Origin of the sequence: Bradyrhizobium altum, from assembly GCF_020889705.1 — a bacterium.
GTDB lineage: Bacteria > Pseudomonadota > Alphaproteobacteria > Rhizobiales > Xanthobacteraceae > Bradyrhizobium > Bradyrhizobium altum.
This window is the reverse complement of record NZ_JACMYP010000205.1, coordinates 1-15,590: the sequence shown is the minus strand read 5'-3', so window position 1 is coordinate 15,590 and position 15,590 is coordinate 1. Positions and strand designations below refer to the sequence as shown.

At 63.5% G+C, this 15,590-nt stretch carries 12 protein-coding genes; 4 read left to right on the top strand and 8 right to left on the bottom strand.

Annotated features, from left to right (window positions below):
* The coding region (locus tag H8B02_RS34715; RefSeq protein ID WP_229170375.1) for a transglycosylase domain-containing protein at positions 1 to 2,140 on the bottom strand (2,140 nt) is incomplete at its 3' end.
* 226 nt (positions 2,141 to 2,366) lie between these two features.
* Here H8B02_RS34715 and H8B02_RS34710 point away from each other — a divergent pair.
* Entirely contained in the window at positions 2,367 to 2,792 is a 426-nt protein-coding gene (locus H8B02_RS34710; protein ID WP_229170374.1) for a DUF1330 domain-containing protein, read from the top strand.
* A gap of 207 nt (positions 2,793 to 2,999) precedes the next feature.
* Here H8B02_RS34710 and H8B02_RS34705 read toward each other — a convergent pair whose 3' ends face one another.
* From H8B02_RS34705 to H8B02_RS34695, 3 genes are all read right to left on the bottom strand, one after another.
* A complete protein-coding gene (locus H8B02_RS34705; RefSeq protein ID WP_092120345.1) occupies positions 3,000 to 4,226 on the bottom strand; it encodes an ABC transporter substrate-binding protein in 1,227 nt (408 codons plus the stop codon).
* A gap of 375 nt (positions 4,227 to 4,601) precedes the next feature.
* Complete coding sequence (locus H8B02_RS34700; protein ID WP_229170373.1) at positions 4,602 to 5,822, bottom strand: ABC transporter substrate-binding protein; 1,221 nt, start codon at positions 5,820 to 5,822, stop codon at positions 4,602 to 4,604.
* A 205-nt stretch (positions 5,823 to 6,027) separates the two neighbouring features.
* Positions 6,028 to 6,390, bottom strand: coding sequence for a DUF1304 domain-containing protein (locus tag H8B02_RS34695; protein WP_229170372.1), 363 nt, complete (start codon positions 6,388 to 6,390; stop codon positions 6,028 to 6,030).
* 205 nt (positions 6,391 to 6,595) lie between these two features.
* Between H8B02_RS34695 and H8B02_RS34690 the strand changes: the two genes are divergently transcribed.
* Positions 6,596 to 7,120: a methylated-DNA--[protein]-cysteine S-methyltransferase gene (locus H8B02_RS34690; protein ID WP_229170377.1), complete on the top strand. Its 525-nt coding sequence runs from the start codon at positions 6,596 to 6,598 to the stop codon at positions 7,118 to 7,120.
* A gap of 740 nt (positions 7,121 to 7,860) precedes the next feature.
* Here the strand turns inward: H8B02_RS34690 and H8B02_RS34685 are convergent.
* The 3 genes from H8B02_RS34685 to H8B02_RS34675 all read right to left on the bottom strand — a co-directional run bounded on the left by H8B02_RS34685 (position 7,861) and on the right by H8B02_RS34675 (position 10,785).
* The gene (locus tag H8B02_RS34685; protein WP_283842287.1) at positions 7,861 to 8,247 is read right to left on the bottom strand and encodes a response regulator transcription factor; all 387 of its coding nucleotides are present in this window, start codon (positions 8,245 to 8,247) and stop codon (positions 7,861 to 7,863) included.
* An 88-nt stretch (positions 8,248 to 8,335) separates the two neighbouring features.
* A complete protein-coding gene (locus H8B02_RS34680) occupies positions 8,336 to 9,010 on the bottom strand; it encodes a response regulator transcription factor (protein WP_229170371.1) in 675 nt (224 codons plus the stop codon).
* On the bottom strand, positions 9,004 to 10,785 hold the full coding sequence (locus H8B02_RS34675; protein ID WP_229170370.1) for a PAS domain-containing sensor histidine kinase: 1,782 nt from the start codon (positions 10,783 to 10,785) through the stop codon (positions 9,004 to 9,006). The genes H8B02_RS34680 and H8B02_RS34675 overlap by 7 nt, the downstream gene beginning before the upstream one ends.
* 354 nt (positions 10,786 to 11,139) lie before the next feature.
* Here H8B02_RS34675 and H8B02_RS34670 point away from each other — a divergent pair, with 354 nt between their 5' ends.
* Entirely contained in the window at positions 11,140 to 11,406 is a 267-nt protein-coding gene (locus H8B02_RS34670) for a hypothetical protein (RefSeq protein ID WP_229170369.1), read from the top strand.
* A gap of 184 nt (positions 11,407 to 11,590) precedes the next feature.
* Here H8B02_RS34670 and H8B02_RS34665 read toward each other — a convergent pair whose 3' ends face one another.
* Entirely contained in the window at positions 11,591 to 14,383 is a 2,793-nt protein-coding gene (locus H8B02_RS34665) for a [protein-PII] uridylyltransferase (protein ID WP_229170365.1), read from the bottom strand.
* Between the two features lie 198 nt (positions 14,384 to 14,581).
* Here H8B02_RS34665 and H8B02_RS34660 point away from each other — a divergent pair, with 198 nt between their 5' ends.
* Positions 14,582 to 15,556, top strand: a complete 975-nt coding sequence (locus tag H8B02_RS34660) for an aliphatic sulfonate ABC transporter substrate-binding protein (protein ID WP_229170363.1) — start codon at positions 14,582 to 14,584, stop codon at positions 15,554 to 15,556.
* The last annotated feature ends 34 nt before the right edge of the window (positions 15,557 to 15,590 follow it).

The following is a 15,590-nucleotide window of genomic DNA, read 5'->3' as shown; positions in this document are numbered from 1 at the left end:
GCTGGCGATAATAGCCGCCGCCGGACGGAACCGGCGCTGGGGGTGGCGCCTGCATCGGCGGTTGAATCTGCATCGGCGCCGCCGGTGCGGAAGGCGTTGATATCTGCGACGAGATCTGCACCAGGTTCGCCGGCGCCCAGCTGCCCTGCGAGTTCGGGATCGCCGCGACCGGCACGCCCTGATGCGCGGCCTTCATGAAGCGGGTCCACACTTCCACCGGCAGTCCGCCGCCGGTCGCCTTCTTTGTCGGCGAATTGTCGTCATTGCCGAGCCAGACGCCGGTGACGAGCTTGGCGGTGTAGCCGATGAACCAGGCGTCGCGATAATCCTGGCTGGTGCCGGTCTTGCCGGCGGCGGTCCAGCCGGGGATCTCCGCCTTGCGCGCGGTGCCCGAGATCAGCGTCTCGCGCATCATGCTGTTCATCATCGCGTCATAGCGCGGTTCGATCACCTGGTTTGGCGGCTCCGTCGGGCGGTCATAGAGCAGCTTGCCGGAGCTGGTGCGGATCTTGGTCACCACATGCGGCGACACGGCGTAGCCGCCATTGGCGAACGGCGCATAGGCGCCGACCAGCTCGATCACGGATACTTCCGAGGTGCCGAGCGCGATCGAGACGTTCGGCTCTAACTTGGAGGAGATGCCGAGCCGGTGCGCGGTGCGCACCACATTCTTGGCGCCGACCTCGACGCCGAGCCGCACCGCCACCGTGTTCAGCGACATCGCCAGCGCCTGGGTCAATGTCACCGAGCCGAAATATTCGTGGGTGTAGTTCTCCGGCTTCCAGCCCTTGATGTCGAGCGGCGCGTCGGTGCGGATGGTGTCCGGTGTCAACCCGGATTCGACTGCGGCGAGATAGACGAACGGCTTGAACGACGAGCCCGGCTGCCGCTTGGCGGTGACGGCGCGATTATACTGGCTCTCGGCATAGTTCCGGCCGCCGACCATGGCGCGCACCGCGCCGTCGGGCGTCATCGCCACCAGCGCGCCCTGGCTGACATTGAACTTCACGCTCTTGGCGGCGAGCTCGTCGATGACGGCGGCTTCGGCGACGTTCTGCAGCTTCGGATCGATCGTGGTCTGCACCACGATGTCCTGGTCGATCTGGCCGACCAGATCGTCGAGCACTTCACCGATCCAGTCCGCGACATAGTTCACGGTGCCGGCGCCGGCCGGCTTCACCGCAATCGAGGGCTGGCCGATCGAGGCTTTTGCCTGCGCCTCGGTGATGAACTTGGCGTCGGCCATCGCCGCGAGCACGACCTGCGCACGCTGCTCGGCGCCCTCGGGGTTGCGGTTTGGCGCCAGCCGCGACGGCGACTTGACGAGGCCCGCGAGCATCGCAGCTTCCGGCAAGGTCACGTTCTTCGCCGACTTGCCGAAATAGCGCTGGGCGGCGGCCTCGACGCCGTAGGCGCCGGAACCGAAGTAGACGCGGTTGAGATAGAGCTCGAGGATCTCGTTCTTGGAATGCTTGCGTTCCAGCCACAGCGCGAGCTCGGCCTCCTGCAGCTTGCGCTGCATGGTGCGCTCCTGGGTCAGGAACAGGTTCTTGGCGAGCTGCTGGGTCAAGGTCGAACCGCCCTGCGATACACCCCGATGCAGCACATTGGTGATGGCTGCGCGTAAAATGCCGAGCGGGTCGACGCCGAAATGCGAATAGAAGCGGCGGTCTTCGATGGCGATGAAGGCCTTCGGCAGATAGGGCGGCAGGTCCTTCAACGCGATGTTGGCGCCGGCCATTTCGCCGCGTTGCGCCAGCACGCTGCCGTCGATGCCGACGATCTGGATCGTCGGCGGACGCTTCGGAATTTCCAGGGACTGGATCGGCGGCAGATGCGCGCCGACCCACACCACGACACCGATCACCGCAATGCCCGCCCACAGGCCGAGCACCGCGGTCCAATAGAACAGGCGGCCGATCCCAAAACCGCGCGACTTGCTCCGCCGCTTGCTGCCGCTGCGCGACGGGCGCGGCTTCTCGCTACCGGAATCGCTGCTTTTGGGTTTGGATTTGGCGGGCGTATCGTCGCCACCGCCGGGAACGCGATCGGAGGGCGACAGCCGGAGGTCGGCAAGCGCGGCCGGAAGCCCGAACAGCGGCTCCTTGCGCGCACCGCCTTTTTTACGTCCCCACGCCATCCGCAACGCTCACACCCTGACAGGGGCGCACGCTAGCGTTCCCGGTTTAAGGGGCGGTTACGCAAAGCTTAACGGGGGATTAGGAGGTGAGGCGGCGCGTGCTACATAGGGAGCATGATCCGGAAAAGTGGGCACCGGTTTTCCGAAAAGATCATGCTCAAATGAGGATGGTAGAGCGCGATCAAGCGATCGCGCTCTGGGGAACAATAAAACAAAGGAGCATCGCATGGGCCATATCGACCCGACGAAAGACGTGTTTGCGCAATTCCGGGACAACAACCGGCCGGGCCCGATCCACATGCTCAATCTGGTGCGCTTGCGCGAATGGGCCGCCTATCCCGACGGCCGCAAGGCGACCGGCGCGGAGGCCTATGCCGCCTATGGCCGCGAGAGCGGGCCGGTGTTCGAACGCCTCGGCAGCCGCATCGTCTGGCAGGGCCGCTTCGAGCTGATGCTGATCGGTCCGCAAGAGGAGCGGTGGGATCACTGCTTCATCGCCGAGTATCCAAGCGTCGCCGCCTTCGTCGAAATGATCCGCGATCCCGTCTATCGCGAGGCGGTGAAGCATCGCCAGGCCGGTGTCGAGGATTCGCGGCTGATCCGACACGCCGTGCTGCCGGTCGGGAAGAATTTTGGTGAGATCCCGGAGTGAGCGCACGAAGCGAGATTTCTATCCCGTCATCCTGAGGAGCGCGTAGCGCGCCTCGAAGGATGCCCGGCCCCGCTAGTGGCCGTCGACCCTTCGAGACGGCCGCGTTGCGGCCTCCTCAGGGTGACGGTGATGGAATGATAGGGCGAAGCCCAAAATCAAATCGGCGGCCCGGAGGCCGCCGATTGCATCTCAACTCTGTGCGAACGACTAGCCCGCCGGGCCGGCGTCTTCGAGGATCGGGCCGAACAGCTCCCAGCGCTCGCCGTTGAACTTCATCATCTGCAGCTGCTTGTTGACGCGATAGTCGTTCGGCGTGGTGTTGCCCTTGATGCCGGGCAGCGCCATGTCGAGGTCGACGTTCTTCAGGTTGGTGGCCTGCTTCAGCACGTTCTCGCGCGTCAGCTCGTCGCCGCACTGCTTCAGCACATGCACCATCAGCTGGGCGGTGGAGTAGCCATAGGTGTTGAAGTTCGAGTTCTTGTCGCCGTCGGGATAGTACTTGGCCATGAAGTCGAAATAGCGCTTCATGCCCGGATCGTCCTTCCACTGCGGATCGGCCGGATCCTTGCCGTAGTTGGTCGAGATCAGGCCCTTGGAGGCCTCCAAGCCCGCCGGTTGCAGCACGGCGCCGACCGAGGTGGCGTTGATGTCGACGATGTGGACCGGATGCCAGCCGAGCTCGGCGATCTTCTTGATCGCCTGCGCCGCCTGCTTCGGCGTCGAGGCCGAGAAGAACAGGTCGACGCCGGCGTCCTTGATCTTGATCACCTGGGAATCGATGGTCGGGTCGGAGACCTCATAGGAGGCTTCGGCCACGATCATCTTGGCGGCCTTGTCGCCGAGGCCGGCCTTGATGCCGTTCAGATAATCCTTGCCGAGGTCGTCGTTCTGATAAAGCACGCCGATCTTGGCGTTCGGATGCTCCTTCAGGATGTACTGGCCGTAGATGCGGCCTTCGACGAAGTAGTTCGGGTTGAAGCCGAGCGTCCAGGGGAAGTTCTTCGGATCGGTGAACTTCGAGGCGCCGGTGGCGGCGAACAGCTGCGGCACCTTCTTGGCGTTGAGATATTTCTGCACGGCGGCGTTCGACGGCGTGCCGACGATCTGGAAGGTCAGGAGCACCTCGTCGCTCTCGACGAGCTTGCGCACCTGCTCGACGGCCTTGGGCGGCGAATAGGCGTCGTCATACTGGATCAGATTGATCTTGCGGCCGTTGATGCCGCCCTGATCGTTGATCATCTTGAAATAGGCCGCCTGGGTCTTGCCGATCGAGGCATAGGCGGATGCGGGGCCCGAGAACGGCACGGTCTGGCCGATCTTGATCTCGGTGTCGCTCGCGCCGGGATCGTATTTCTTTTGCGCGGAGGCCGACGTTGCAGACAGCGCGATCGCGAGCGCCGTTCCCGTGACCAAGTGGAAAATCCCATTCCTCATAATGCTGTTTTCCTCACGTGACTGATGGTTGGCCGATGATCTTGTCCGCGGGTTCAAGGTCCCCCGGTCGCCATCGCTGGGCCGGGATACTGGAGGAACCGTTGCTGCGATGCAAGGCGACGGATGCCGAAAAGGCGAGCGATTTCAGTCAACGAAAGTAGGGGGCGGTGCAAAAGAGGGGCGCTCGGGGCGCGCTGAGCGTGTCGCGGAGGTGGATTGAGTTCGTCGAACCTACCCGCCGCAATCGCATTATCCCCGTCATCCTGAGGAGCGCGTAGCGCGTCTCGAAGGATGAACGGCCCAACTGGGCCGTCGTGCTTCGAGACGGCCGCTGCGCGGCCTCCTCAGCATGACGGGTCTTAAATGGCGAAGCCGCTAACCCGCCGGTCCGGTGTCCTCGATGATCGGGCCGAACAGCTCCCAGCGCTCGCCGTTGAACTTCATCATCTGCATCTGCTTGTTGATGCGATAGTCGTTCGGTCCCGTCGTGATCGACATGCCCGGCAGCGCCAGGCTCGGCACGAACTTCTTCAGGCTGGTCACCTGCTTCATCAGGTTCTCGCGGGTGAGGTCGTCGCCGCACTGCTTGAGCACCTGGATCAGGAGTTCGGCCGTCGAATAGCCGTAGGTGTTGACGGTGTTGAGCTTGTCGCCCTCCGGGTAATACTTGTCCATGAAGGCGAAATAGGCCTTCACGCCGGGATCGTCCTTCCACTGCGGATCGGCGGGGTCCTTCCCGTAATTGGTCGAGATGATGCCCTTGGAGATGTCGAGGCCGGCCGGCTTCAGCGTCGCCGACACCGGGCTCGCATTGATGTCGAGGATGTGCACCGGGTGCCAGTCAAGGTCCGCGACCTTGCGGATCGCTTGAGCTGCGAATTTCGGCGTCGACGCGTTATAGAGCAGATCGACGCCGGCGGCCTTCAGCTTGACGATCTGGGAATCGACGGTCGGGTCGGTCAGCTCGTAGGACACCTCGGCGACGATCATGCTCTCGGCCTTGTCGCCGAGTCCGCTCTTCAGGCCGGTGATGTAGTCGCGGCCGAGATCGTCGTTCTGGTAGAAGATGCCGATCTTGGCGTTGGGGTGATTGGCCAGGATGTATTTGGCGTAGATGCGCCCCTCGGACTGGTAGTTCGGGTTAAAGGCGATCGTCCACGGCGCGTTCTGCGGATCGGAGAAGCGCGAGGCGCCGGTGGAGGCGAGCAGCTGCGGCACCTTCCTGGAATTCAGGTATTTCTGCACGGCGGCATTCGACGGCGTGCCGATGATCTGGAACGTGAACAGCACCTCGTCGCCCTCGACCAGCTTGCGCACCTGCTCGACCGCCTTCGGCGGCGAATAGGCGTCGTCATACTGGATCAGGTTCAGCTTGCGGCCGTTGATGCCGCCCTGATCGTTGATCATCTTGAGGTAGGCCGCCTGGGTCTTGCCGATGCCGGCATAGGCGGATGCGGGGCCCGAGAATGGCACGGTCTGGCCGATCTTGATCTCGGTGTCGGTCGCGCCGACGTCGTATTTCTTCTGCGCGGTGGCCGATGTAACCGACAACGCGATGGCAAGCGCTGTCGCAGCGAGCAATTGCACGCTCCTCATGTCCGTGACCTCCCATGTTGCCGGTGATCTTGTCCGCAAGGCTCAAGCCGGCGGATGTCACCGTTATCAGGATGATGGAGGAAGGGCGAGGGTATTGCAAGATGATGCCCCCTGCGCGCGATGTCGCGTTTGAGCATGATCCGGAAAACTGTGAAGCGGCTTTTCGAAGGGATCATGCGCAAGAAAGCAAAAGCGCGCCCGCGCTTTAAGCGAGCCAGAGCAGGATCAGCGCGAGCGCCGCGGGTGCCGCCTGCACATAAAGAATGCGCCGGCTGACGGTGGCGGCGCCATAGGCGCCGGCGACGATCACGCAGAGCAGGAAGAATGTCTTGATCTGGAAGGCGAAGGCGGCATTGCCGTACACCAGGCCCCAGATCAGTCCGGCGGCAAGGAAGCCGTTATAGAGCCCCTGATTGGCGGCAAGCACGGCCGAATCGGTCGCCTTCTCGATCGAGTTGCGAAAGGTCTTCAGTCCGAGCGGCTTGGTCCAGAGAAACATCTCGAGCACAAGGAAATAGACATGCAGCGCGGCCACCACCGCGACCAGGACATTGGCAAGTAAAAGCATATTCGGTCCCCCCAAGAGCTTCGGTTCTGATTGAATCAGAACCGAAGCTCAAGATTCTTATCTTGACGCGTTTTCTTCACGCGAACCGGTCTCCACTTCGCTCGAAAACGCTCTCACCGGAATTCGGGTGGACGCTAGCACGCGGGCGGTGAATTGTATGCCGAGCGACCTGTTTCGAGAGCAATGACTTCCCAGAGTGACTGATATGGCCGACCGCAAGACCGCACAGACCTTCAACCTCGACCGCCTCAAGACGCCGATCGGCACCGCGCTGCTGGTGACCGATGACGACGGCGTGCTGCGCGCGCTCGACTGGGACGACTATGAGGGGCGAATGCTCGACCTGCTGCGGCTGCACTATGGCGCCGTGACGCTGCGGGACGGCCGCGCGCCGGCGGCGATGCGCAAGGCGCTCGGCGATTACTTCAACGGCGATCTCGATCGCCTGACCGACGTCGAATGGCGTGTTGCCGGCACGCCGTTCCAGCAGAAGGTCTGGCACGCGTTGCCGAAGATTGCGCCGGGCACCACCATGAGCTACGGCGCGCTGGCGGCGAAACTGAAGATGCCGAACGCGATGCTCGCAGTCGGCCACGCCAACGGCTCCAACCCGATCAGCGTCGTCGTGCCCTGCCACCGCCTGATCGGCGCCAACGGCTCGCTGGTCAAGTATGGCGGCGGACTGGAGCGCAAGCGCTGGCTGCTGCGGCACGAGGGCGCGGAGATATAGCGGCCGAACTCAGCCGCAGCGAGACGATCAATCGAGATCCTCGCGCGGCATGTTTCGCAGATCGCGCACGATGTAGAGGAATACAACGAGCGAAGGCACCCACGCGAGGATCGCTCCTACCAGCATCGCATCGACCGTCGTCATCGGAGCTCCCTTGAGCGTTTTCGAACGAAGTGGCCGCCGGTTCGGGTGAAGAAAACACGTCAAAACAAAAATCTGGCCTTCGCCGTCAGATCAGCTTTTCGATGGGCCGCCGGTTCTCGGAGGGGATAGAGCCACTTCCAATAGGCCTTGTTGCGCTCGAGCTGCCGCTTGTAGATCTCGCGGCACTTCGTCGAGCAGAACTGCTCGAAGTACCAGCTATGCCGGATCAGTCCGAAGGGCCGCCGGCATCCTGGATTCCCGCAACGGCCTGTCATGAAGCCGCCTTCGCTCGCCAAAGCCAGCGAGTGAAGTTCTCCTGACCCTTGTGAAGACAGAGCCGTCCGCAGTAGCGCTCACCCGCCGGATTTCGCAAGCAGATGATCTTGGCATCTTCACTGTCACACTGGGCGCAGCGCGGTTCCGTACGCATTGGCGACCCTCCGAGGAACTGCCATTTGCCAATCAAGAATGTCTGATGCTGTCGTTGCCGTCGGTCTTCTTGAGGGACGGCGCCGCGAAATCTCGCGCTGCCACCGTCGATGTGCAACTTGTCCAGATGTTTCTCGGCACCATCCTTGCGTATACCCGATTTGAACTCACCCGCTCGTCGCTGTGCCGCGCTGTGCCAGAGCTGCATCGAGGCATTTGACCAGCGTATCTCCGTCGAACGGCTTGATCAGAAAGCAGATCGCTCCCGCCTGCATGGCGCGGGCCCGATCGGTTTCGACGGAGAAGGCCGTGATGAAAATGAACGGAACGCGCCGGCCGTCGGCAATCAGACGGGCCTGCAGGTCGAGCCCGCTCATGGCCGGCATCCTGACATCGGCGATTACGCAGGAGGTGTCGTTCAGTTGCGGCGAATGCAGGAATTCTTCGGCCGACGCGTAGGTCTGGACCGCGTAGCCAAGCGACCTGACGAGGTTGTCGGTCGCGGTGCGGACCGACATGTCATCGTCGACGATTGATATCACCGGGTTGGACAAGAAGGGTTTCCTGGAACGGCCAGAGGGGCCTCTGGTATAGGCTCTCACGGAGCCACAGTGCGTCGTCGCCGCGGCCGGAGAATCATACTTAGGTTTGCGCACTGCCGGATGCCTGCTTGATCCCGAGGATCTGCGCCATCCTGACCAGGTCAGGCAACGACTTTGCCGCCATTTTCCGCATAATGTGCCCGCGGTGTATCTTGACTGTGATCTCGGCTACGCCGATTTCGGCGGCGACCTGCTTGTTCATCAGCCCCGCGGTGACGAGGCTCATGATCTGGCGCTCACGAGGGGTCAGGGTCGCGAAGGCTGCGCGCAGGTTCGCGAGCGCCCGGGCCTCATTGCGGCGAGTTCTGTCGCGTTCGATCGCAGTCGTGACGGCATCCAGCATGTCCTGATCGCGGAACGGCTTGGTCAGGAAGTCGACGGCTCCGGCCTTCATGGCTCTGACCGTCATCGGGATATCGCCATGGCCGGTCATGAAGATGATCGGAGTATGAATATCGGCCTTGGCCAATTCCGCCTGAAAGTCCAGGCCGCTCAGCCGGGGCAGCCTGATGTCCAGGATCAGGCAGCTCGCAACATCGGGGAGCTTGTGCTGCAGAAATTCATGGGCCGACCCGAACGCTGCGGTCCGCAAGCCGACCGACCGGAAAAGATTGCTCAGCGAGTCTCGCACTGACAGGTCGTCGTCGACGATGAACACGATCGGATCCTCGGCGTTCGCGAGGGCGGGAGGCGATGCCGCGCGTCCAATCACCATGCATGATCCTCCTGATGCAGCGGCAGGGTGAACTGGAACGTCGTGCCGGGGCCGATATTTCTGGACACGGACAGGCGCCCTCGGTGGGCTTCGACGATCGAGCGGCAGATCGACAACCCCATTCCCATGCCGCTGGCCTTGGTGGTGTAGAAGGCGTCAAACAGCCGCTCGGCATCCTCTGTCGCAACCCCGACACCACAGTCGGTGACCGTGACCAGGATCTGCCCGGCATCGTCTTGGTGCGTCCGGATCACGAGTTCCCGTGGCCTGTCCGTGACCGGCTGCATTGCCTCGATGCCATTGACGACGAGGTTGAGGATGACTTGCTGCAGCTGGACGCGGTCGGCGACAACAGGCGGGAGCGCGGGAGCGAGGTCCAGCTGCAGGGATACAAGGTGGCTCTGCAGTTCATGCTGCAACAGGCCGATCACCTGGTTGATGGCTTCATTGGTGTCGAGCGGCGCCATCTGACCGGTCGTCTTGTTCACGAGCGCGCGGACGCGCTGGATGACCTCGCCTGCCCGGTTGCCGTCGCTGATGATCGACCTGACCGCCCCGCGCGCCTCATTCAAATCGGGAGCCGCCCGGTTGAGCCAGCGCAGGCATGCCGCGGCGTTGGCGACCACCGCGGCCAGCGGCTGGTTCACCTCATGGGCAATCGATGCGGCGAGCTCGCCGAGTGCCGTCACGCGCGTGACGTGCGCGAGGTTGGTCTGCGCTTCATGCAGCTCCGCCTCGGCGCGCTTGCGGGCGGTGACGTCGGTGACCGCTCCGATGAATTCGGTGTCGCCCGAGGGGGCGGTCACCGCATGCGCCCTGGCGTGAACATATTTGATCGCGCCGTCCGGCATCAGCAATCGGTAGCCGTGCTCGAAGTCCTTGCCGTCGAGCGAGGCGCTGTCGATGGTCCGTTGCACGCGGGCGCGATCATCCGGATGGATGCGCTGCAGGACCGTGGCATGCTTGATGGAAGGCGCCCTGTCGAAGCCGAAGATCCTGAACGTCTCTTCCGACCAGATCACCTCACCGCTGGCGACGTGCCAGCCAAAGCTGCCGGTGTGGCTCAATCGCTGGGCTTCGCTCAGGTACATTTCGCTCTGCTGCAGCGCGTTTTCGGCCCGTTTGCGCTCGGTGATATCCTCGCATGCGATCAGCACGATCAATCGGTCGTCCTGCCGCCGCACGGCCTTGGCATTTTCACGAACCCAAAGTCTTGAGCCGTCCTTGCGGATCTTCCGGATTTCCCAATTGTGGGTTTGGCCGATGTTCTCGAGGCACGCCGCGACGTTGCGTTGGACCATCTCTCGGTCTTCGGCGGCAAAGACCCGCAGCACGGATTGTCCGAGCAATTCGTCGACGGTGTAGCCGAGTTGTGCCGCGCCGAACGTGTTGACCGACAGCACGAGACCCATGGCGTCGACCATGAAGTACATGACCGGATTGTGCTCGAACGCCTCCTTCCATTGCGCTTCGCTGTTGCGCAGGGCCTCTATTGCGCGCTCTTCGCCGCTGGCCCGGCCGCGCGACATGGCTTCCATCTGCCTGTGGGTGCGCCCCACCACCCCCATCATCAGCAATGCGGCGGCAAGCGAGGCGATCAGCAGCGCCAGCGCAATCAGATGGGCGGAAGCTGCAGGCTGCGGACCAAGCAGCAGCCCAATGCAGGTTGCGGCCAAAGCCAGCGCCATGCCGCCGAGCAGCCATTGCTCGGCCGACCAGGATTTTTTGGTCGGGATGCGCATCATCGGCAGCACCAGCACTTGGCTATCCAGCACTTGGCCGTCATGGGCCGCGCTGCGTCGCTAGGTGACCTACCATCAGCGGCGACAACGTCGCCCTCCTAACAAACTGCATACTAGCAGCTTTCTCGACGTCCGAACGGGATCGTGGGGGCGATTTAGGCGATCCGCTCGCGTGGCGCGAGATCGCGCGGAAAGCGCAATCGCCGGACGAACTCAGGCCCAGGTTGCGGCTAAACCAAAGTATGTCGTCCCCATCCGAATGTAACGGCCGGATCAACCTCCGTTCAATGGCCGGTTTCCTCCCGGTGGCTACGCTTATTGGGTAACTCGATGACAGTAGAGGCCTTTCGGGGTTCAGCAATCGCCAATCAGAGATGGGAGATTGAAATGCCCAACACGCGCCTGCATCTGATCCTTTGCTCCGAAGATGCCGGGCACGAGGCAAAGCGTCAGAGGCTCGACCGCAGCTTCCAGCCGACCGTTATCGATGGTGGCAAGCAAGCATCGAGCGCTCCGGCCGACAATTCCTCGATCGATATGCTCGACGTCTTCGATCTGGGCGTCGTGATCTGTCAGACGAGCTACCTGGCCTTGTTGGGGGCGAGCCTGGCGGCGCTGCACGCGCAAGCAGGCGTGCCGGACCAGGGATCGTAGGCCACCCCAGGAGTTAGCCCCGGCAGGCTGCCGGACCGAAGCGATGGCTGCTCACGCCAGGGTCGCGCAAGACCGGTCCGACAACAGCCTCCGAGAGAGCCCGGAATCCAGTCCCCTCTAGCCCTGATGGATTCCGGGCTCAGTTTTTCGACGTCTCGGGACATGACAGGGGAGCGCATCGCCTTCACGCCGCCGGCTTCGCCGCTTGGTCCTCGCTCGACAACAGATGCAGCAGCGCGCTCTTGATCGCGGCCTGCCGGGTCGGCGCGGTGATCTGGGCGCCGAGCAGGTCGGTGACATAGAACACGTCGCGGGCGCGTTCGCCGAAGGTCGCGACATGCGCCGAGGCGATGTTGAGGTTGAGCTTCGAGATCGCGGTCGTCAGCTGGTAGAGCAGGCCGGGGCGGTCGAGGCCGGAGACCTCGATCACGGTGTAGCGGTCGGACCACTGGTTGTTGATGGTCACTTCGGGCTCGACGATGAACGGCCGCGCCTTGCTGCGCACCGCGCGCTTGGCCACCGCCTCGGGGAGCCTGAGCTTGCCTTCCAGCACCTGCTCGATCATCTCGCCGATCCGTGTCGCGCGGCGGCCCTCGTCATCGTCGCGATCGTATTCGCGCGAGATCGAGATGGTGTCGAGCGCGCGGCCGTCGGTCGTGGTGTAGATCTGCGCGTCGACGATGTTGGCGCCGGCCGAGGCGCAGGCGCCCGCGATGATCGACAGCAGCCAGGGATGGTCGGTCGCCAGAATCGTGAGCTCGGTGACGGCACGGACCTCGTCGAAGCCGACATTGATCGCGAGCTTGTGGCCGGCCTGCTCGCTGGCGCGGATGAAGCGCGCCTGGCGGATCTTGCGTTGCAGCTCGACCTTGAGCCAGTAGGCCGGGTAGTGCCGGCCGATATAGGCGTTGAGCTCGACCTCCGGCCATTCGGTGAAGGCGCGGCGGAATTCGGCCTGCGCCACCGCGATGCGCTGGGCGCGGTTGACCTCCGAGAAACCGCCGGTCAGCACCGGCTCCGTTTCATAGTACAGCGTGCGCAACAGCTGCGCCTTCCAGCCGTTCCAGACGCCGGGGCCGACGCCGCGGATGTCGGCGGTGGTCAGGATCGTGAGCAGCTTCATCTGCTCGACCGACTGCACCACGGCGGCGAAATTCTCGATGGTCTTGCGGTCCGACAAATCGCGCGATTGCGCCACCGTCGACATCGTCAGATGTTCCTCGATCAGCCACGCCACCAGCTCGGTATCGGCGGCCGAGAAGCCGAGCCGCGGGCATAGCCGCCGCGCCACCTTGGCGCCGGCGATCGAGTGATCTTCCGGCCTGCCCTTGGCGATGTCGTGCAGCAGGGTCGCGATATAGATCACCGGGCGGTGCTCAGGCCGAATTTTGCGGAACAGGTCGCTGGCGACGGTGAACTCCTCGTTGCCGCCGCGCTCGATGTCCTGCAGGAAGCCGATGCAGCGGAGCAGATGCTCGTCCACCGTATAGTGGTGGTACATGTTGAACTGCATCATCGAGACGATCTTGCCGAAGGCGCGGATGAAATGGCCGAGCACGCCGGTCTCGTTCATCCGCCGCAGCACGGTCTCCGCGTCGTTCGAGGTCAGGATCTCCATGAACAGGCGGTTGGCTTCCTCGTTGTCGCGGAGCTGGGTGTTGATCAGCTTCAACGAGCGCGTCACCGTGCGCATCGCGTCGGGGTGGAAGGCGAGGTTGTTCTGCTGCGCGAGGCGGAAGATCCGGATCAGGTTGACCGGATCGTGCTTGAAGACATCAGGGGCGGCGAGGTTGATGCGGTTGTTGTCGACGATGAAGTCGTCGCTGCCGGCCACCCGCCGCCGCTTGGTGCTCGGCCGCAGCCGCGCCACCATCCGGCTCAGCACCGGCGCCGGCTTGTTGTGCTCCTCCTCGAGCTTGGCGCACAGGATCGCGGTGAGGTCGCCGACGTCCTTGGCGATCAGGAAGTAGTGCTTCATGAAGCGCTCGACGTCCTGCATGCCGGGATGCGAGGTGTAGCCGAGGCGCACCGCGATCTCGCGCTGCATGTCGAACGACAGCCGCTCCTCGGCGCGCCCGGCAAAGAAGTGCAAATTGCAGCGCACCGACCACAGGAAGTCGGCGCAGCGGCGGAAGGTGCGGTACTCCTGCGCGTCGAACACGCCGCGCTCCAGCAGCTCGTCGGTCTCGCGCACGCGGTAGACGTATTTCGCGATCCAGAACAGGGTATGCAGGTCGCGCAGGCCGCCCTTGCCGTCCTTGACGTTGGGCTCGACCAGATAGCGCGACTGGCCGGCGCGGCGATGCCGCTCCTCGCGCTCGGCGAGCTTCGCGGTGACGAATTCCGCCGCGGTGCCCTGCACCACTTCCCTGTCGAAGCGTTCGACCAGCTCGTCATAGAGCGGCTGGTCGCCGGTCAGGAAGCGCGTCTCCAGGATCGCGGTGCGGATCGTCATGTCGCCGCGCGCCTGGCGGATCGATTCATCGACCGAGCGCGTGGCGTGGCCGACCTTCAGCCCCATGTCCCAGAGGCAATAGAGGATGGCTTCGGCAACCTGCTCGCCCCAGGCGGTCTGCTTGTAGGGCAGGATGAACAACAGATCGATGTCGGATTCCGGCGCCATCAGCCCGCGGCCATAGCCGCCGGTCGCGACCACCGCCATGCGTTCGGCGCCCGAGGGGATCGGCGAGTGGTAGAGATGCCGGGTCGCCGCGGCGTAGAGGATGCGGATGATCTCGTCCTGCACGAAGCACAGCCGTTCGGCGCAGCGCCGGCCGTGGCGGTCCTTCAGCAGCAGCTCCTGCGCCGTGGCGCGCGCCGCGATCAGCTCGGCCTTGAGCAACTGCGCCATCGCGGCGCGGAACTGGTCCTCGCGGCCGGCATGCTGCTCGGCGAGTGCATTGACCGCCGCGGTGATCCGCTCGGTCTCGAAACGACCATCCGCTTCAGGGCGGACTTCGGCTACGACGCTGTCCATACGTTCATCCGATATCGGACCAAGCTGTTGCTGTCACTGACCAAAGTATATGGACAGCAGCTCCATTCTGTTTCCTGGGCACCCAGAGCAAGCCTGTGCTCGCGCCGCCAAACAAAGGGTAGAGATTTTCTCGTTGACCGCAAGGCTAACTCATTGAATTAAAAGTGTGTTTCTTAATCAACCCAAGGGGGGCGACGAATGCAGAATTTTTCCCGGCGCGCGTTTGCTGCGCTGCTCGCGGTCTCGACGTTCTTGCCCGGCGCGGCCTTTGCCGCCGACGCGCTGAGGGAGATCCGGATCGACTGGGCGACCTACAATCCGGTGTCGATGGTCCTGAAGCAGGAGGGCCTGCTGGAGAAGGAGTTCGCCAAGGACGGCATCAGCATCGTCTGGGTGCAGTCGGCCGGCTCCAACAAGGCGCTCGAATTCCTCAATGCCGGCTCGATCGATCTCGGCTCGACCGCGGGCTCGGCCGCGCTGGTCGCCCGGATCAACGGCAATCCGATCAAGTCGATCTATGTCTATTCGCGCCCGGAATGGACCGCGCTGGTCACCATCAAGGATTCCAAGATCGCGTCGGTCGCCGACCTCAAGGGCAAGCGCGTCGCGGTGACGCGGGGCACCGATCCGCACATCTTCCTGGTCCGCGCGCTGCTCGGCGCCGGTTTGACCGAGAAGGACATCACGCCGGTGCTGCTGCAGCATGCCGACGGCAAGACTGCGCTGATCCGCGGCGATGTCGATGCCTGGGCCGGCCTCGACCCGATGATGGCGCAGGCGGAGGTCGAGGACGGCGCCAAGCTGTTCTACCGCAAGGCCGACGCCAACACCTGGGGCATCCTCAATGTGCGCGAGGAGTTCCTGAAAGCGCACCCGGACATCGTCCGCCGCGTGCTCGGAGCTTACGAGGAAGCGCGGAAATATTCGCTGGCGAACTATGACGAGCTGAAGAAGACCTTCATCGCGGTCACCAAGCTGCCGGATGCGGTGGTCGACAAGCAGCTCAAGGAGCGCACCGAGCTGACCCACAGCCGGATCGGTAGCCCCCAGCGCGAGTCGATTTTGGCCGCGGGCCTCGCCTTGCAGCAGGCCGGCGTGATCGACGCCAAGACCGACGTGAAGGCCGCGCTCGACAGCCTGATCGACGATCAGGTCCCGCTGCCAACCAACTAACGTCGCCAAACTAACTCCGTCGTCCCGGCGAAAG